General features: G+C 65.6%; 16 protein-coding genes. 6 read left to right on the plus strand and 10 right to left on the minus strand.

Annotated features, from left to right (window positions below; all coding sequences use genetic code 11):
- The first annotated feature begins 21 nt into the window (after positions 1-21).
- From ACVI1L_RS26185 to ACVI1L_RS26205, 5 genes are all read left to right on the plus strand, one after another.
- On the plus strand, positions 22-1,236 hold the full coding sequence (locus ACVI1L_RS26185) for an ABC transporter substrate-binding protein (RefSeq protein WP_456784247.1): 1,215 nt from the start codon (positions 22-24) through the stop codon (positions 1,234-1,236).
- 216 nt (positions 1,237-1,452) lie between these two features.
- Positions 1,453-3,342 (plus strand): ABC transporter permease, encoded by a 1,890-nt coding sequence (locus tag ACVI1L_RS26190; RefSeq protein WP_456784248.1) that lies wholly within the window; start codon positions 1,453-1,455, stop codon positions 3,340-3,342.
- Entirely contained in the window at positions 3,339-4,130 is a 792-nt protein-coding gene (locus tag ACVI1L_RS26195; RefSeq protein WP_456781298.1) for an ABC transporter ATP-binding protein, read from the plus strand. The genes ACVI1L_RS26190 and ACVI1L_RS26195 overlap by 4 nt, the downstream gene beginning before the upstream one ends.
- Positions 4,127-4,831: an ABC transporter ATP-binding protein gene (locus tag ACVI1L_RS26200; protein WP_038383941.1), complete on the plus strand. Its 705-nt coding sequence runs from the start codon at positions 4,127-4,129 to the stop codon at positions 4,829-4,831. Before ACVI1L_RS26195 ends, ACVI1L_RS26200 begins: the two co-directional genes overlap by 4 nt.
- Before the next feature lie 14 nt (positions 4,832-4,845).
- Positions 4,846-5,301, plus strand: a complete 456-nt coding sequence (locus ACVI1L_RS26205; RefSeq protein ID WP_229192287.1) for a MarR family winged helix-turn-helix transcriptional regulator — start codon at positions 4,846-4,848, stop codon at positions 5,299-5,301.
- A gap of 191 nt (positions 5,302-5,492) precedes the next feature.
- Here ACVI1L_RS26205 and ACVI1L_RS26210 read toward each other — a convergent pair whose 3' ends face one another.
- The 3 genes from ACVI1L_RS26210 to ACVI1L_RS26220 all read right to left on the minus strand — a co-directional run bounded on the left by ACVI1L_RS26210 (position 5,493) and on the right by ACVI1L_RS26220 (position 9,247).
- Positions 5,493-6,161 carry a hypothetical protein gene (locus ACVI1L_RS26210; RefSeq protein WP_456784249.1) on the minus strand — a complete coding sequence of 223 codons (669 nt, stop codon included), beginning with the start codon at positions 6,159-6,161 and terminating at the stop codon, positions 5,493-5,495.
- A 102-nt stretch (positions 6,162-6,263) separates the two neighbouring features.
- The gene (locus tag ACVI1L_RS26215; RefSeq protein ID WP_229192289.1) at positions 6,264-7,664 is read right to left on the minus strand and encodes a selenium-binding family protein; all 1,401 of its coding nucleotides are present in this window, start codon (positions 7,662-7,664) and stop codon (positions 6,264-6,266) included.
- A gap of 386 nt (positions 7,665-8,050) precedes the next feature.
- The gene (locus tag ACVI1L_RS26220) at positions 8,051-9,247 is read right to left on the minus strand and encodes an amidohydrolase family protein (protein WP_456784250.1); all 1,197 of its coding nucleotides are present in this window, start codon (positions 9,245-9,247) and stop codon (positions 8,051-8,053) included.
- 146 nt (positions 9,248-9,393) lie between these two features.
- Between ACVI1L_RS26220 and ACVI1L_RS26225 the strand changes: the two genes are divergently transcribed.
- A complete protein-coding gene (locus tag ACVI1L_RS26225; protein ID WP_141341369.1) occupies positions 9,394-10,167 on the plus strand; it encodes a ferredoxin--NADP reductase in 774 nt (257 codons plus the stop codon).
- A gap of 121 nt (positions 10,168-10,288) precedes the next feature.
- Here ACVI1L_RS26225 and soxA read toward each other — a convergent pair whose 3' ends face one another.
- The 7 genes from soxA to ACVI1L_RS26260 are packed head-to-tail and all read right to left on the minus strand — an operon-like array spanning position 10,289 to position 16,275.
- Positions 10,289-11,062, minus strand: a complete 774-nt coding sequence (gene soxA, locus ACVI1L_RS26230) for a sulfur oxidation c-type cytochrome SoxA (protein ID WP_253624118.1) — start codon at positions 11,060-11,062, stop codon at positions 10,289-10,291.
- Entirely contained in the window at positions 11,059-11,379 is a 321-nt protein-coding gene (soxZ, locus tag ACVI1L_RS26235) for a thiosulfate oxidation carrier complex protein SoxZ (RefSeq protein ID WP_168857889.1), read from the minus strand. Before soxZ ends, soxA begins: the two co-directional genes overlap by 4 nt.
- Positions 11,379-11,843, minus strand: coding sequence for a SoxY-related AACIE arm protein (locus ACVI1L_RS26240; protein ID WP_076827069.1), 465 nt, complete (start codon positions 11,841-11,843; stop codon positions 11,379-11,381). Before ACVI1L_RS26240 ends, soxZ begins: the two co-directional genes overlap by 1 nt.
- Positions 11,844-11,856: 13 nt before the next feature.
- Positions 11,857-12,285, minus strand: coding sequence for a sulfur oxidation c-type cytochrome SoxX (soxX, locus tag ACVI1L_RS26245; RefSeq protein WP_168857914.1), 429 nt, complete (start codon positions 12,283-12,285; stop codon positions 11,857-11,859).
- 13 nt (positions 12,286-12,298) lie between these two features.
- Entirely contained in the window at positions 12,299-13,570 is a 1,272-nt protein-coding gene (locus tag ACVI1L_RS26250; RefSeq protein WP_253587485.1) for an NAD(P)/FAD-dependent oxidoreductase, read from the minus strand.
- Between the two features lie 58 nt (positions 13,571-13,628).
- Positions 13,629-15,815, minus strand: a complete 2,187-nt coding sequence (locus ACVI1L_RS26255; protein WP_456784251.1) for a molybdopterin cofactor-binding domain-containing protein — start codon at positions 15,813-15,815, stop codon at positions 13,629-13,631.
- 10 nt (positions 15,816-15,825) lie between these two features.
- On the minus strand, positions 15,826-16,275 hold the full coding sequence (locus ACVI1L_RS26260; RefSeq protein ID WP_016846497.1) for a (2Fe-2S)-binding protein: 450 nt from the start codon (positions 16,273-16,275) through the stop codon (positions 15,826-15,828).
- Positions 16,276-16,308 lie beyond the last annotated feature (33 nt).

The raw sequence follows: 16,308 nt of genomic DNA on the forward strand, positions 1-16,308 counted from the left end.
GAAGAAAAACTGGAGGACGGGATGCGTGGTTATTTCGTAGGGGCGGGATTGGCGATCGCGGTCGCGACCATGGCGACGAGTGCCATCACAACGCAGGCCATGGCGCAGAGCGAAATCAAGATCGGCGAGATCAACAGTTACTCGCTGCTGCCGGCGTTCACCGAGCCCTATCGCAAGGGCTGGCAGCTCGCGGTGGAGGAGATCAATGCGGCGGGCGGCATCGGCGGCAAGAAGCTCGTGGTCATTTCCAAGGACGACGGCGGCAAGCCGGCGGATGCGCAGACCGCGGCCAACGAGCTGGTGTCGAGCGAGAACGTCGCGATGCTCACGGGCACGTTCCTCTCCAATATCGGCCTCGCCGTTTCCGACTTCGCCAACCAGAAGAAGGTGTTCTTCCTTGCGGCCGAACCTTTGACCGACGCCATCACGTGGTCGAAGGGCAACCGCTACACGTTCCGCCTGCGTCCGTCGAACTACATGCAGGCCGCGATGCTGGTGGAGGAGGCGGCGAAGCTGCCTGCAAAACGCTGGGCGACGATCGCGCCGAACTATGAATACGGCCAGTCGGCGGTCGCGGTGTTCAAGAAGCTGATGTCGGCGAAGCGGCCCGACATCCAGTGGGTCGACGAGCAGTGGCCGCCGCAGGGCAAGATCGACGCCGGCCCGGTGGTGCAGGCGGTTGCGGCGGCGAACCCGGAAGCGATCCTCAACGTCACCTTCGGCGCCGACCTCGTCAAGCTCGTGCGCGAGGGCAACACCCGCGGCCTGTTCAAGGGCCGCACGGTGGTGAGCTTCCTGACCGGCGAGCCGGAATATCTCGATCCGCTCAAGGACGAGACGCCGGAGGGCTGGATCGTCACCGGCTATCCCTGGTACGCGATCAAGACGCCGGAGCATGACGCATTCCTGAAGGCCTACCAGGCCAAGTACAACGACTATCCGCGGCTCGGCTCGATCGTCGGCTACCAGACCATCAAGGCGGCGGCGGCGATCCTCGCCAAGGCCGGCTCGAGCGATCCGGAGAAGCTGATCGCGGCGGCGGAAGGCATCTCGACGCCCTCGCCGTTCGGCGAGATCACCTTCCGCAAGATCGACCACCAGTCGACGCTGGGCGCCTTCACCGGCAAGACCGCGCTGAAGGACGGCAAGGGCATCATGGTCGACACCGCCTATCGCAAGGGCTCGGACTATCTGCCCAGCGATGCCGAGATCGAGAAGCTGCGGCCGAAGGATTGAACTGTCTTCTCCCTCGCCCCGCTCTTGCCGCTCTTGCGGGGAGAGGCTTGAACTTCTCCCTCTCCCCGTTCTTACGGGGAGAGGGGTGGGGTGAGGGGCTATTTCCGCGAACGAGCGCGCGGAGAGTCCCCCTCACCCGAATTCAAGCTGGCGCTTGAATTCGACCTCTCCCCGCAGGCGGGGCGAGGTGAACGGAAACTCCAACGCGGACCGCCCATGGCCTTCTATGTCGTCCAGTTCCTGACCGGTCTTGCCAGCGCGGCGTCGCTGTTCCTGGTCGCTTCGGGTCTGTCGATCATCTTCGGCGTGACGCGGATCGTGAATTTCGCACATGGCGCGTTCTACATGCTCGGCGCTTATGTCGCCTTCACGCTGACCGAGCGCTTTTCCGGCGCGCTCGGCTTCTGGGGCAGCATCGTCGTCGCGGCGCTGGCGGTTGCTGCGATCGGCGTGCTGGTCGAGATGGTGCTGCTGCGCCGGATCTATCATTCGCCGGAGCTGTTCCAGTTGCTCGCCACCTTCGGCCTGACGCTGATGGTCGAGGATCTCGTGGTGCTGATCTGGGGGCCGGACGATCTGGTCGGCCGCCGCGCGCCCGGCTTCAAGGGCGCGATCGATTTCTTCGGCCAGAATATACCGAGCTACGACCTGTTCCTGATCGTGCTCGGGCCGGTCGTGCTCGGCGTGCTCTGGCTGTTGTTCCAGCGCACCCGCTGGGGTGTGCTGGTGCGCGCGGCGACGCAGGACCGCGACATGGTCGCGGCGCTCGGCGTCAATCAGAAATGGCTGTTCACCAGCGTGTTCGCGCTCGGCGTCTTCCTCGCCGCGCTCGGCGGCGCGCTGCAGATTCCGCGCGATGCGGTCAATCACGCGATGGATTTGCGCGTCATCGTCGAGGTCTTCGTCGTGGTCGTGATCGGCGGCCTCGGCAGCATCATCGGCGCCTTCGTCGCGGCGGTGCTGGTCTCGGAGCTCAACGCCTTCGGCATCCTGATCTTCCCGAAGATCTCCATCATCCTGGTGTTCCTGGTGATGGCGGTGGTGCTGATCGTCCGGCCGTGGGGGCTGTTCGGCAAGCCGGAGGCGCCGGCACGGCGCACGCCTGGTCTCACCGTCAATCCGTGGCGGCCGCTGACGATGAACGAGCGGTTCGCCGCGATTGCGGTGCTCGTGCTCGCCGCCGCGCTGCCGTTCGTCGCCGGCAATTACCTGCTCACGGTCGGCTCGGAGATCGCGATCTTCGTGATCTTCGCGGTCAGCCTGCATTTCCTGATGTCGGTCGGCGGGCTCGCCTCGTTCGGCCATGCGGCCTATTTCGGGCTCGGCGCCTACGGCGTGGCGCTGCTTGCCAAGATGGCCGGCCTGCCGATGATCGCCTGCCTGCTGCTCGGACCGCTGCTCGGGCTCTTGGGTGCGGCCGTGTTCGGCTTCTTCGCGGTGCAGCTCGCCGGGGTCTATTTCGCGATGCTGACCCTGGCCTTTGCCCAGATCGTCTGGTCGATCGCGTTCCAGTGGGTATCGGTCACCGGCGGCGACAACGGCATCCTCGGGGTCTGGCCGGAAAAATGGGCGGCGAGCCCGTCGCATTTCTACTGGCTGTCGCTCGGCATCGCTGCGCTCGCGGTGGTGACCCTCCGCATCATCGTGTTCTCGCCGTTCGGCTTTGCGCTGCGCGCGACGCGCGATTCGCCGCTGCGCAGCGAAGCCATCGGCATCGACGGCAAGCGCATCCAGTGGACCGCCTTCGTGATCGCGGGCACGGTCGCCGGCCTTGCCGGCGCGCTGTTCGCCTATCTCAAGGGCAGCGTGTTCCCCGACAATATGGGCATCTCGCTGTCGGTCGATGCGCTGGTCATGGTGCTGCTCGGCGGTGTCGAGACGGTGTCGGGCGCGGTGGTCGGCGCCATCGTCTACAAGGCGCTCAACATCTGGCTGGTCAGCCAGACCGATTGGTCAAAACTCGTGCTCGGCGCGTTCGTCGTGTTGATCGTGGTCGCGTTCCCGAAGGGCATCGTCGGCACGCTGGAAGCCTTCATGCATCGCCGGCGCAAATCCTCGTCGTCGGTGTCGCCCTTGCTGACCTCCCGCATCGAGAGCGCCGAATGAGCATGGTTCCCACATTGCTGTCGGTTGAGGGGCTGACCAAATCCTATGGCGGCGTGCATGCCGTGCGCGGCGTCTCCTTCGAACTGCGCGCCGGCGAGATTTTGGCGCTGATCGGGCCGAACGGCGCAGGCAAGAGCACCTGCTTCGACATGCTCAACGGCCAGAACATTCCCGATAGCGGCCGCATCCGCGTGCTGGGCGCGGAGACCACCGGCAAGAAGCCGCGCGTGATCTGGCGCATGGGCGTCGGCCGCACCTTCCAGATCGCGGCGACATTCCCCACCATGACGGTACGCGAAAACGTGCAGGTCGCGCTGGTCTCGCATGGCGGGCAATTGTTCAACCTGTGGGCCTCGACCGCCCGCCACGCGCGCGACGAGGCGGGGCGGCTGCTCGATCTGGTCGGCATGGGTGCCTATGCGGAGCGGCCCTGCGGCGAGCTCGCCTATGGCGACGTCAAGCGGCTCGAGCTTGCGATCGCGCTCGCCAACCAGCCGAAGCTGCTCTTGATGGACGAGCCGACCGCCGGCATGGCGCCGCGCGAGCGCGTCGAGCTGATGCGGCTGACGGCGCGGATCGCGCGCGAGCAGTCGATCGGCGTGCTGTTCACCGAGCACGACATGGACGTGGTGTTCGAGCATGCCGACCGCATCCTGGTGCTGAACCGCGGCCTCCTGATCGCCGAAGGCTCGCCCGAAGAGGTGCGCGGCAATGCCCAGGTGCGGGCGATCTATCTCGGCGAGGGCCTCGTCTACGATGCGCGGCACCGCGAGGGAGCATCGGCATGAAGCTGACGGTAAAGGATCTCAACAGCTTCTACGGCCCGGCGCATATCCTGTTCGACATCGCACTCGAGGTCGGCGAGGGCGAGGTGGTCGCCTTGCTCGGGCGCAACGGCGCCGGCAAATCGACCACGTTCCGCTCCATCGTCGGCCTGGTCGAGAACCGCTCCGGCCGCGTGATGTTCGAGGGCCGGGACGTCTCCGATTTGCCGACGCATGCGATCGTGCGGGGCGGGCTCGGCTATGTCCCGGAGGAGCGGCGCATCTTCACGGATTTGACGGTCGAGGAGAATCTTGAGGTCGGCCGTCAGCCGAAGCGGGCAGGCGCGCCGCAATGGGATCGCGAAAAACTGTTCAAGCTATTCCCGAACCTCGGCGAGATGCGCGGCCGGCCCGGCGGACGCATGAGCGGCGGCGAGCAGCAGATGCTGACGATCGCGCGCACGCTGATGGGCAATCCGTCGCTGGTGCTGCTCGATGAGCCCTCGGAGGGGCTGTCGCCGAAAATCGTCGAGCAGATGGTCGATGCGATCCTGGCGATGAAGAAAGAGGGCGTCAGCATCGTCGTCTCCGAGCAGAATCTGCATTTCGCCCGGCTGATCTCGGATCGCGCCTACATCATCGAGCGCGGCCGGATCTGCTTTGGCGGCACCATGGCGGAACTCGATGCGCGTCCGGATATCCGTGACGCGCATCTGTCGCTGTAAGGGCGGGGTGGACAATGGCAAGGAGTGCGGCACCGAAGCGAAACGGGAAGGCGACCAGGCCGGGATATGTGCTGGACGAGCAGATCGGCTTCATCCTGCGCCAGGTGTCGCAGCGCCACGCCGTGATCTTCGCCCGCGAGATCGGCATCAATCTGACGCCGACGCAGTGGGCGGCGCTGTCGAAGCTGTCCGAGGTCGGCGCCTGCTCGCAGAACCAGCTTGGGCGGCTGACCTCGATGGACGTTGCGACCATCAAGGGCGTGATCGATCGCCTGACCGCGCGGGGCCTGACCGAGACCTCGCCCGATCCCGACGACGGCCGCCGCCTGCTGGTGAGCCTGACGCGCGCCGGCCAGCAAATGGCCGACAAGGCCGCGCCCAATGCGCTGGTGATCTCCAGGGAAACGCTGGCGCCGCTGGACGCCAAGGAGCGCGAGACGCTGATCGCGCTGCTCGGCAGGCTGCGGTGACATTATCTATCCCCGTCACCCTGAGGAGCCGCGCGCAGCGTGGCGTCTCGAAGGGTCGACGGCCCCGACTTCTGCCGTGGGCCGTTCACCCTTCGAGGCACGCTTGCGCGTGCACCTCAGGGTGACGGGTCGCCGCTACTGCTTCGTGCGATCTCCAGCGTCTTACCTACGGGCAGGGTGCCGCGTCCGGACTACGTTGCAAGACCAAGCACCAGCGCAACGACACCCACCAGCACGAGGCTGAGCGCCCAAACCGTGTCCAGGTTGAACCAGCTCCGGGATACGAATTTGAGGCCGAGATAGCGGTAGACCAGCCACGCCAGGCATCCGCCGGCGGCGATCATCGCGCCGGCATGGACGATCGAGACCAGTACGGCCATCGTGAGGCTGGTATCGATCAGGCTGTTGGCAGCCGCATGGCCTTGGTCCGCTTCAGCCTCGCGGCAGAGCCCCAGATAGATCGGCACCAGCATCAGCGCCGCGCCATGCGCGATCGCCACGGCGAACGACCACAAAGCGAGTTGCGTCGGCGGTATCCGCGCCAGGGCGCGCGGATGGCGTCGGTCGATCAGCCGGTAGACGCCGAACAGGATGACGAGCAGGCTGGCGCCGATCCGGATCGTGCGCTGCCATTCGACGAGGGTGATCAAGAGCGCGAACGGAAGGATCACCAGCAGCATCGCCAGCAAATGACCGATCGCGAGCGGGCCAAGCGCGGTCACCAGCGCACGCGAACTCCTCTGCATTAACCCCGCAGAAACCGCGAGCGGCCAGCCCATGCCCGGGTTGATCCCGTGGTAGAGGCCGCTCGCGATGACCGCCAGCCACAGCCAGGCCGGAGTCCAGTCGGCCGGGCTCACGTCAGGGCCCTTTCCGTTCCGATCGAATCGGAACGGGCTCTGGATTCTTGTTTTGACGCGTTTTCTTCACGCGAACCGGTACCCACTTCGCTCGAAAACGCTCTAGACCGACGGATAGCAGAAGGAGTCGGTGGAGCAGTCACCGCCATCGAGCCGGATCTGGTGCGCCCGGTAGCCGTCGGGGAAGCTGACCCAGTAGTCCTTCGCCAGTTCGAGCCCACCGCCCGGGCTTGCATTCGCCATCACCTCGGCGCCGGGAATGCCTTGCGGATAGAACTGGTCGTCCCAGGTCGAGTAGAGCGAATTGGTCCAGTACACCCGCTTGCCATCGCGGCTGATCTCGACCATCTGCGGCCCGCCGGCAAAGGCCTGTCCGTTCGGGTGAGGCGCGCGATGAACGATGCCGCCGATGCGGACCGATCCGGCGAGCTTCGGCTTGCGCGGATCGCTGACGTCGTATTGGCGCATCTCGCCGGTGCCCCAGCAGGCGACGTAGAGAAACTTGTCATCCATCGACAAGTCGATATCGGTCACCAGCGGAGGTGCGGCGCCGAAACCCTGCAGCAACGGCGGCAGCTGGTCTTTCGATGCAGGCTCGGGCGGGATCGTCACCGTCTTCTCGATGTGAAACTTGCCGCCCTCGCGCCACCAGGTCCAGATCGAACCCTCGAGGTTCGTGGTATCGACCACTACGCCAACGAAGCCGTGTTCGCGAACCGGATCGTGCGCCGGACGCACCTCCAGCGCCATCTGATGATTGGCGCCGAGGTCGATGGTCTGGACATTGCGTCGGGCGCGCAGGTCCCAGAAATGCAGCCGATGGCCGTATTTGTTCGACAGCAGGTCTTCCGGCACGATGCCGTTCTCGAACTGCGGCGGCAAGGCCCACTCGCTGCTCACCATGTAGTCGCGCGGCAGATTCCACCAGAAGTCATAATGCTTGGTCTGCGGCCCACGATCGATCTCCCACCGGCCGAGCACCTCGAATGTCTCGCAGTCCATGATGAAGATGCCGGGCGGGCCATCGGTGCCGTCCTTGCCGCTCCCGCCGAGCGTGCTGACATAGATGCCTTCCGGCCCGCAGTGGATGGTGTGCGGTCGCGAATAGCCGGTCTTCTTGAAGATTTCCTCCGGCTCGATGATCTTGTGGATCTTGGCTTGCGTCGGGTCCGGCTTGGTGTCGACGATATAGATCCGGGAGGATCGCATGCCGGGGATGATGAGATAGCGACGCTCGAGGAAGGCGTGTCCGGCCAGCGGGGACAGCGCCGACGAGCAGGCGTTCCAGCCGAAATGGTGGAACTCGTCGCCCTTGTTGGGCATCGTCACCGTGTGGACGATCTTGCTGTAGGTCGGAGAGCCGGGCTTGACGTCGATCACCGCGAGTGCGTCCGGCTTTGAAAAATCCGGACTGAGCAGCACGGTGTAGGCAAAGCTCTCGGCCGGCGCTTCCATCGCGAGCTTCGGCGAGGCGTGGAACGTAGGATCTGGCCTCATCGTCATCGGCTGCCTCCTGATTGTGTGATGTGGATCGACACGGCACGGCGGCATGCAGCAGCAAGAACTTAAATCCGGATCGAAAAATGCCTCTTGCGAGTGCTGCCGGCTAAGGTTCGCTTGCGGGCAGACTACACCTCAACGGTGACAGCTGAAAACAAGGTTCGGTGACGGCGCTGGCGCGGCAAAGCCGCGCGCCGCCGGGCGCGCGATCTGGCAGCCTGCTCAAGGGGTTGAGCAACCGATCCAGCACATCAGCCTGAGAGCAAGTGAATGTATGACTGACGAGTGGCACCAAACGCTCAGCGCCGTCCCGGCCTTCGCCGGGGCGACACCGGATATGTTGCACCGCTGTTCACCCCGTCACCTCCGCGCAACGGCTTTGGTGCACGTCACTTCGCCACCACCTCCGGCACCTTGCCCGCGGGCGGCGTGTTGCGGCTGCGCTGGGTGCGGACGATGCCGTCGATGATGGTCATGCCGATGCCCGGGAGATCGCCGAGCTGAACGCTCTCCAGGATGTTCTTGCCCGGCGAATGCTGTGCCTTGTCCATCAGCACGAAATCGGCCGAGCGGCCGACCTCGATCAGGCCGCAATCGAGCTCGCGCATCCGCGCGGTGTTGCCGGTCGCCAGGCAGAACGCCAGCTCGACCGGGAGCTCGCCGAGCGAGGACAGCAGCGAGACCATCCGCAAGATGCCGAGCGGCTGCACGCCGGAGCCGGCGGGCGCGTCGGTGCCGAGGATGACGCGGTGCAAATCGCCCATCTCGCGCGCGGTGCGCAGCGTGAACAGCGCCGAGCGCTCATTGCCGTTATGCACCAGCTCGAGTCCGCGCTTGCAGCCCTCGCAGATGCAGCGGATCTGGTCGTCGGGCAGGGCGGTGTGGCCGCCATTGATATGACCGACCACGTCGGTGTCGGCCTCCAGCACCACGTCCTTGTCGATCAGGCCGGAGCCCGGGATCGACGGGCCGCCGGTGTGGATCGTGCTCTGAATGCCGTATTTGCGCGCCCAGCCGACCATTTTGCGCGCGGTCGGTCCGTCCTTGACGCCGCCGAGCCCGACCTCGCCGAGCAGCTTGACGCCGGCGGCGGCCATCTCCTTGAAGTCGTCCTCCACCATCTCGCATTCGATCACGGGCGCGCCGGCATGCACCTTCACGCCGCCCGGACGCAGCGTCCAGAACGCGCGTTGCGCGAAGATCGCCATCGCCTTCAACCCGACGACGTCGCGCGGCCGCCCGGGCATGTGCACTTCGCCGGCGGAGATCATGGTGGTGACGCCGCCATGCAGATAGCTGTCGATCCAGTTGATCTGGTTCTGCCGCGGCGTCCAGTCGCCGGCGACGGGGTGGACGTGGCTGTCGATCAGGCCGGGCGCGACCGTCGTGCCATTGGCATCGACGATGGTGGTGGCGCCTTCGGTGTCGACATCCTTGAGGCGGCCGATCGCAGTGATCTTGCCGTTCTCGGCGACGATGGTGTCGGCATCCAGGATCGGCTTTTCCAGGGCCCCCGACAGCATCAGCCCGATATTGCGGATCACCAGCTTGCTCGGACCGGTCGCCTGGGGTGCATCGTGCGCCATGGTTTTTCCTTTTGGTTCAACGCCTTCGCCGGCCATTGTGCCCGTGGCTTGACGGCCGGATCAAGCTGGATTATTCATTTGTGTACGAACGATCGTGTACAAATGATTTTGCCGCCAATCCGGCCCGCGCGTCAAGGAAACTGACGATGAGCAATTTCAACCAGGAAAGCGTCCTCAGCGTTCACCACTGGACCGACACGCTGTTCTCCTTCAAGACCACGCGCAACCCGTCGTTCCGCTTCCGCAACGGCGAGTTCACCATGATCGGGCTCAAGGTCGGCGAGAAGCCGCTGCTGCGGGCCTACAGCGTCGCCAGCGCGAATTACGAGGACACGCTGGAGTTCTTCTCGATCAAGGTTCCGGACGGCCCGCTGACCTCACGCCTCCAGCACCTCAAGGAAGGCGACGAGATCATCGTCAGCCGCAAGGCGACCGGCACGCTGGTCATCGACAACCTCGAGGATGGTCGCAACCTCTATCTGGTCGGCACCGGCACCGGCCTCGCGCCGTTCCTCAGCGTGATCAAGGATCCCGAGACCTACGACCGGTTCGAGAAGGTCGTGCTGCTGCACGGCTGCCGCCGCGTCAAGGAGCTCGCCTATGGCGAGATGATCACCGAGAAGCTGCCGCAGGACGAACTGATCGGCGAATTGGTGCGCGACCAGCTGATCTACTACCCGACCGTGACGCGCGATCCGTTCCATAACCGCGGCCGCATCACCGACCTCATCACCTCGGGCAAGCTGTTCACCGACATCGGCCTGCCGGCGCTCGATGCCGCGCATGACCGCGTCATGATCTGCGGCTCGCCGGCGCTGGTCGCTGACACCCGCACGTTGCTGAACGGCCGCGGCTTCGTCGAGGGCAATCACGGCGAGCCCGCGCAGTTCGTGGTGGAGAAGGCGTTCGCCGAGCGCTGAAGCCCGCACATTTCGCCGTCATTGCAAGCGAAAGCGAAGCAATCCATTGCTACCCAGCGCGCGGAGGGATGAATTGCTTCGTCGCTCCGCTCCTCGCAATGACGCGGATGGAGCTGTGTAGTCAAGGCCTGACCGCCGGCGTCTCGACCGGCATGCCACGCGCCCGCGTCATCAGATAGAGCTCGAGCTCGACCAGCTCGGGCGAGCCGTAATCATAAGCCTGCGCGCGGATACCGGTGATGCAGGCGCGCAGCCGCCGCTGCAACGATCCGAGCGCCTGCCATTCCAGCCGGTACAGCGGATAGCCGGTCGGCTGCCCTTGCGTGATCGCGCTGCCCGCGAGCTTCTTGTCCCAGTTATCATCGTGGCAGTTGGTGCAGCCGAGATTGAGCTGGCCCTGCCGCTGCATGAACAGCGCGTGGCCCTGTTCGACGAACGGCGCGAGCTCCGGATCGTCGTCGGCCACAATCGGCATGCCGCGCGATTGCCGTGCGACATAGGCGGTCAGCGCCAGCAGCTCACGGCTTTCATAGGCGAAGGGCGAGGCCTGCTGGTGGTTGGTCCGGCAGAGGTTGATCCGTCCCTCGAGGTCGACCGGCTTGCCTAGCGCCTTGTCGAAGGCCGGATAGTGCGCCGCGACGCCATTCATGCTGACGCGGGCGTCGTTGTGGCAGTCGGCGCAGGCCTTGTTTGCGGTACCGGCCTTGCGCGTCCACAAGGCCTCGCCGTCGAGCACGGACAGCATGCCGGGATTGGCGGTGTCCTCGTCCTGCATCGCCTTGCTGTCGGCGCTCATGAAGCTGTAGCCGGAGCGGCGTTCGGATCGCGGGATCTCGGTCGCGAGCGCGGCGCCCGCCATCGCCGTCAGCAGCGCGATGCAGACCGCAATCCTCATTCGACCGTGATCGAAGCCTGCGCGGTCTCCGAAAACCCTTTGTCGCCGATCCATTCGAATTCGAACTTGCCGCTCTCGGTCACCGTGGTGAAGAAGGTGATGAACGGATTGGCCGCGATCGCAGGATAAAGATCGGCGCGGAACACTTCCTTGCCGTTGAAGCGGCAAGTGAAGCTCGTGATGATGTCGCGCGACACCACGCTGCCCGAGGCCGTGTGGCGGTAGCCGGTCTCCATGATGTGCGACATCAGCGTCTTGATCTCGATGACGCTGCCGCGCTTGGCCTTGGCCGGGACATTGATCAGGGCCGACGGCATCAGATCGCCTCCTCGGTGCAGGCAGCGAGCGTCACCACGACGTCGGCGGTTGCAGACCAGAACGTGTCGTCGGACAGCCGCGCGATGGCGGTGACCTTCTGGCTGTCAGCGAGGCGGATGCGGGTTGACACCTGGGCGCGCCCGGCGCGCGGCCCGAGATGGAAATTGCCGATGTTCGGCTGCGGGTTCTTCTCGTTGAAGACGTGGATGCTCTTCACATACTCGTCCGCCGTCATCGGGCTGGTGACGCTGACCGTCATCGGCACCGTGTTGCCGTTCTCGACCAGCGGCGGAATGTCGAGCTTGACCTTGCCGGTGTGCACATCGGCCTCGCCGACGACATTGCGGATCGCGGCGGACAGCATCGCCGGCGTCGCGTCCACGGGGCGCACGATCACCAGCGCGGCGGCGCCGCCAGTCAGGCTCAGAAACGTCCGGCGTGTGGTGTGGTCCGAATTCGCCATCGATTGATTGGTCCTAGTTCCGCAGTGTCGTCAAGTAAGCCACGAGATCCTCGATCTGCTCCGCCGACAGGATCGGCTTGCCGCGCCAAGAGGTACCGACCCGCACGAGCCCTTCGACCCGATAGTAGGACGGCATGATCGTCGCCGCGTTGAGATGCGACGCATCGACCAGGCGGAGCCGCAACTGTCCTTCCGACCAGCGGCTGCCGCTTCCGGCAAGGTTCGGCGCGAGGTCGCCCTGGAACGCCTGCTCGGGAAATGGGCCGCTGTGACAGAGGATGCAAGTGGAGGAACGCTCGACGATCAGGGCGCGGCCGCGCGCCACATCGCCCCTGGTTCCCGTCAGCGAGGCCGGAATCGCATCGCCCACGACGGTGTAATTCCGCAGCTCCTCGGCGCCGACGGGCCAGCAGGCCGCGAACAGTCCCGCGGCGAGAAGCATTGTGAGGGCGAGCCTAGCCAAAGGCATCTCCCGTGATCCTCTTGAACCAGTCGAGCGCCTGATCGGCCTCGCGCTGGCGCAGCTCGCGCGGCGCATCGACCGGGCTCGTGGTGACCTCCGCTTCGGCGTACTGATCTTCCTTCGGCTGATAGATGCCCTTCAGCGAGAAGGCGTAGCCCGGCGCGACCGTGTTGTAGCAGGCACCATCCAGCCGCGGCGTCTCCGGCGCCTTGCCGGCAAGCGCGCTCACGATCGCGGCCGCGCAGGCGCGGCCTTGCGCTGCCGCCGCGGAGGCGGATTTCGGGATGCCGCCGGCGATCGCGGCATCACCGATGACGTGGATGTTGGGCACGAGCTTTGAAGCAAATGTGACGGGATCGATCGGGCACCAGCCGGTGTGGTCGGCGGCGCCGGCGATGTCAGCGATGCGGCCGGCCCTTTGCGGCGGGATCACATTGGCGACCGCGGCGGTGTAGTTGCCGAAGTCGGTGACAATCTCGTTGGTCGCCGGATCGACCGACGTCACCCGTCCGCCCTGCGACAGCGCGATCCGTTCGATCATGCCGGGATAGAGCTCCGTCCAGGCCTTCTCGAACAGCTTCTGCTGCGAGTAATTGTCCTTGGCGTCGAGCACCAGGATCTTCGACTTCGGCTTGTTTGCCTTCAGATAATGCGCGATCAGGCTGGCGCGCTCGTAAGGCGCGGGCGGACAGCGCAGCGGCGCAGCCGGCACTGCGATCACGACGAGGCCGCCATCGTCCATGGCTTCAAGCTGCTTGCGCAACAGCATGGTTTGCTCGCCGGCCTTCCAGGCGTGCGGCATCTTCTCGGCCGCTGCCTCGTCATAGCCGGAGAGGGCGTCGAAGCGCATGTCGATGCCGGGGGCCAGCACCAGCCGGTCATAGGACAGCGTTGTCCCATCAGCGAGCGCGATGCTGCGCGCCTGCGCGTCGACCTTCGTCGCCGCCTGTGCGGCAATCGTGATGCCGTCGGCCCCAACCTTGTCATAGGTGAATTGCTGCGCGGCAAGCTCGCGCAGACCTGCAATCACCTCGTTGCTGAAGGGGCAGGCGGTGAAAGTCCTGTTCGGCTCGATCAGCGTAACCTGAAGCTTGGTGTCGAGCCGCCGCAGCGCCCGCGCGCAGGCCGCGCCGCCGAAGCCGCCGCCGATCACCGCGATGCGCGGCGCCGCCTGCGCCAACGCCGGACGCGCCAAGGCGGCCGCTGCGACGGCAGCGGCGCCACGGATCACATCCCTGCGCGTCTGATGACGCGTGACGGCCATGCACGAGAATCCGAAAAAAGGAGGCGGCGGCCGGTCGGGGCCGCCGCTTCCGGTTTGATCAGGCGAAGCTGATGTTCTGGTTGCGCAGCGGGAAGCTGCGGATGCGCTTTCCCGTCGCGGCGAAATAGGCGTTGAGCACCGCCGGCGCCGCAACGCCGATGGTCGGCTCGCCGACGCCGCCCCAGAATCCGCCGCTCGGCACCATCACCGATTCCACCTTCGGCATCTCGTTGATGCGCATCGAGTTGTAGGTGTCGAAATTGGTCTGCTCGATGCGGCCGTCCTTCACGGTGCAGCCGCCGTAGAACAGCGCGCTGAGGCCGTAGACGAAGGAGCCCGCGATCTGCCGCTCGACTTGCGCCGGGTTGACGACATAGCCGGGATCGGTGGAGGCGACGATGCGATGCACCTTGATCTTGCTGCCGTCGGTCACCGAGATCTCGGCGGCGCCGGCAACATAGCTGCCATAGCCCATTACCTGCGCGATGCCGCGATAGACGCCCTGCGGCGCCGGCGTGCCCCAGCCGATCTTCTCGGCCACGGCGTTGAGCACGGCGAGATGCTTGGGGTGCTTGCCCATCAGCTTGCGGCGGAATTCGAGCGGGTCCTGCCCGACCGCCAGCGCCAGCTCGTCCATGAAGCATTCCATGTAGATCGCGTTGTGATTGACGTTGACGCCGCGCCAGAAGCCCGGTGGAACGTGCGGGTTGCGCATCGAATGCTCGACCAGCAGGTTAGGCACCGAATAGCCGATCGCGGCCTCGCCGGCTTGCGCGACGCCCTGGAACGCGGCGGGGTCCATGCCGTTCTGCAGCGCTTCCGGGCGCACCGAGAACAGGATGGATTGACCCGACAGCCGGTAGTGCAGCGCGACCAGGTTGTTGTCGGCATCGAACGCACCGGTCAGCTTGCACTGCGTGATCGGGTGATACTTGCCGTGCTGCATGTCCTCTTCGCGCGACCACAGCAGCTTGATCGGCGTGCCCGGCATCTGCTTGGCGATCGCCACCGCCTGCCGCACATAGTCGGTCATGCCGCGCCGGCCGAAGCCGCCGCCGAGCATCAGCTTGTGCACGTCGACCTTCTCCGCCGGCAGGCCGGAGGCCTCCAGCGCCGCCGCGAACGCCGCCTCGCCATTCTGCGTGCCGCACCAGACCTCGCATTTGTCAGACGTATAGAGCACGGTGGCGTTCATCGGCTCCATCGTGGCGTGGTTCTGGTAGGGATAGCTGTAGACCGCCTCGACCTTCTTGGCAGCGCCGGCGATCGCCGCCTTGGCGTCGCCATTCTGGTTGCCAATGTAGGCCGGCTGCGCATTGTCGAGGCCTTCGGCGAGCCATGTCGCGATCGTCTCGCTGGAGACCTTGGCGTTGGGGCCTTCGTCCCAGACGATCGGTAGCGCATCCAGCGCGGTCTTGGCGTGCCACCAGGTGTCGGCGACGACGGCAACCGCGCTGTCGCCGACCTGCACCACCTTCTTGACGCCTTTCATGCCGGCGACCTTGGCCTCGTCAAAGCTCTTCACCTTGCCGCCGAACACCGGGCAATCCTTGATCGCGGCGTTCAGCATGCCCGGCAGCTTGATGTCGATGCCGTAGACCATCTTGCCGGTGGTCTTGTCGACGGTGTCGAGCCGCTTCAGGCCCTTGCCGGCGATGGTCCAGTCCTTCGGGTCCTTCAGCTTGACGTCGGCCGGCGGCTCGAGCCTGGCCGCGGCTTCCGCGACCTTGCCGTAGGTCGTCGTCTTGCCCGAGGGCGTGTGGGTGATGACGCTGTTGACGGCCTTGCATTCCGAGGCCGGCACCTTCCACTCGTTGGCTGCCGCCTGGATCAGCATAACGCGCGCAGTGGCGCCGCCCTTGCGGACATAATCCTGCGAGGTGCGGATGCCGCGGCTGCCACCGGTCGAGAAGTCGCCCCAGGCGCGCTTGCGGGCGACGCTCTGGCCGGGCGTCGGATATTCTGTCGTGACCTTCGACCAGTCGCATTCCAGTTCTTCGGCGACGAGCTGGGCGAGGCCGGTGAGCGTGCCCTGGCCCATTTCGGAGCGGGCGATGCGGATCACCACGGTGTCGTCGGGCCGGATCACGACCCAGGCGTTGACTTCAGGCGCGCCGTCGGCCGCGCGCACCACGGCGGGGCCGCCGAACGGCAGGTCGAGGCCGAGCGCGAGGCCGGCGCCGGCGGTTGCGGTGCCGATCACAAAGGCGCGGCGATTCAGTTTTGGCATGACGTGCTGGTTCATCGCTGCGTCCTTATGCGTTCGCGGCAGCATGGATCGCCTCGCGCACCTGCTGGAAGGTGCCGCAGCGGCAGATATTGGTGATGGCGTCGTTGATGTCGTCGTCGGTCGGCTTCGGATTGTCCTTCAAGAGCGCCGCGACGGCCATGATCATGCCGCTCTGGCAATAGCCGCATTGCGGCACGTCGCTGGCGATCCAGGCGAGCTGCACCTTGTGCATCACGCCGCCCGCCGCGAGACCCTCGATCGTGGTGATTTCCTTGCCGGCCGCTTCGCTCACCGTGACGCCGCAGGAGCGCATCGCGACGCCGTCGATATGCACGGTGCAGGCGCCGCATTGGGCGATGCCGCAGCCGTATTTGGTCCCCGTCAGTCCGACGTTCTCTCTGATAGCCCACAACAGTGGCGTATCGTCCTCGACGTCTACAGTGATTGTCTTGCCGTTAATTTTGAGGTTTGCCATCGCGATCCCCTGAATGGTCCGATCCTCCGACCG

The sequence above is a fragment of the Bradyrhizobium sp. USDA 4516 genome, from assembly GCF_054055915.1.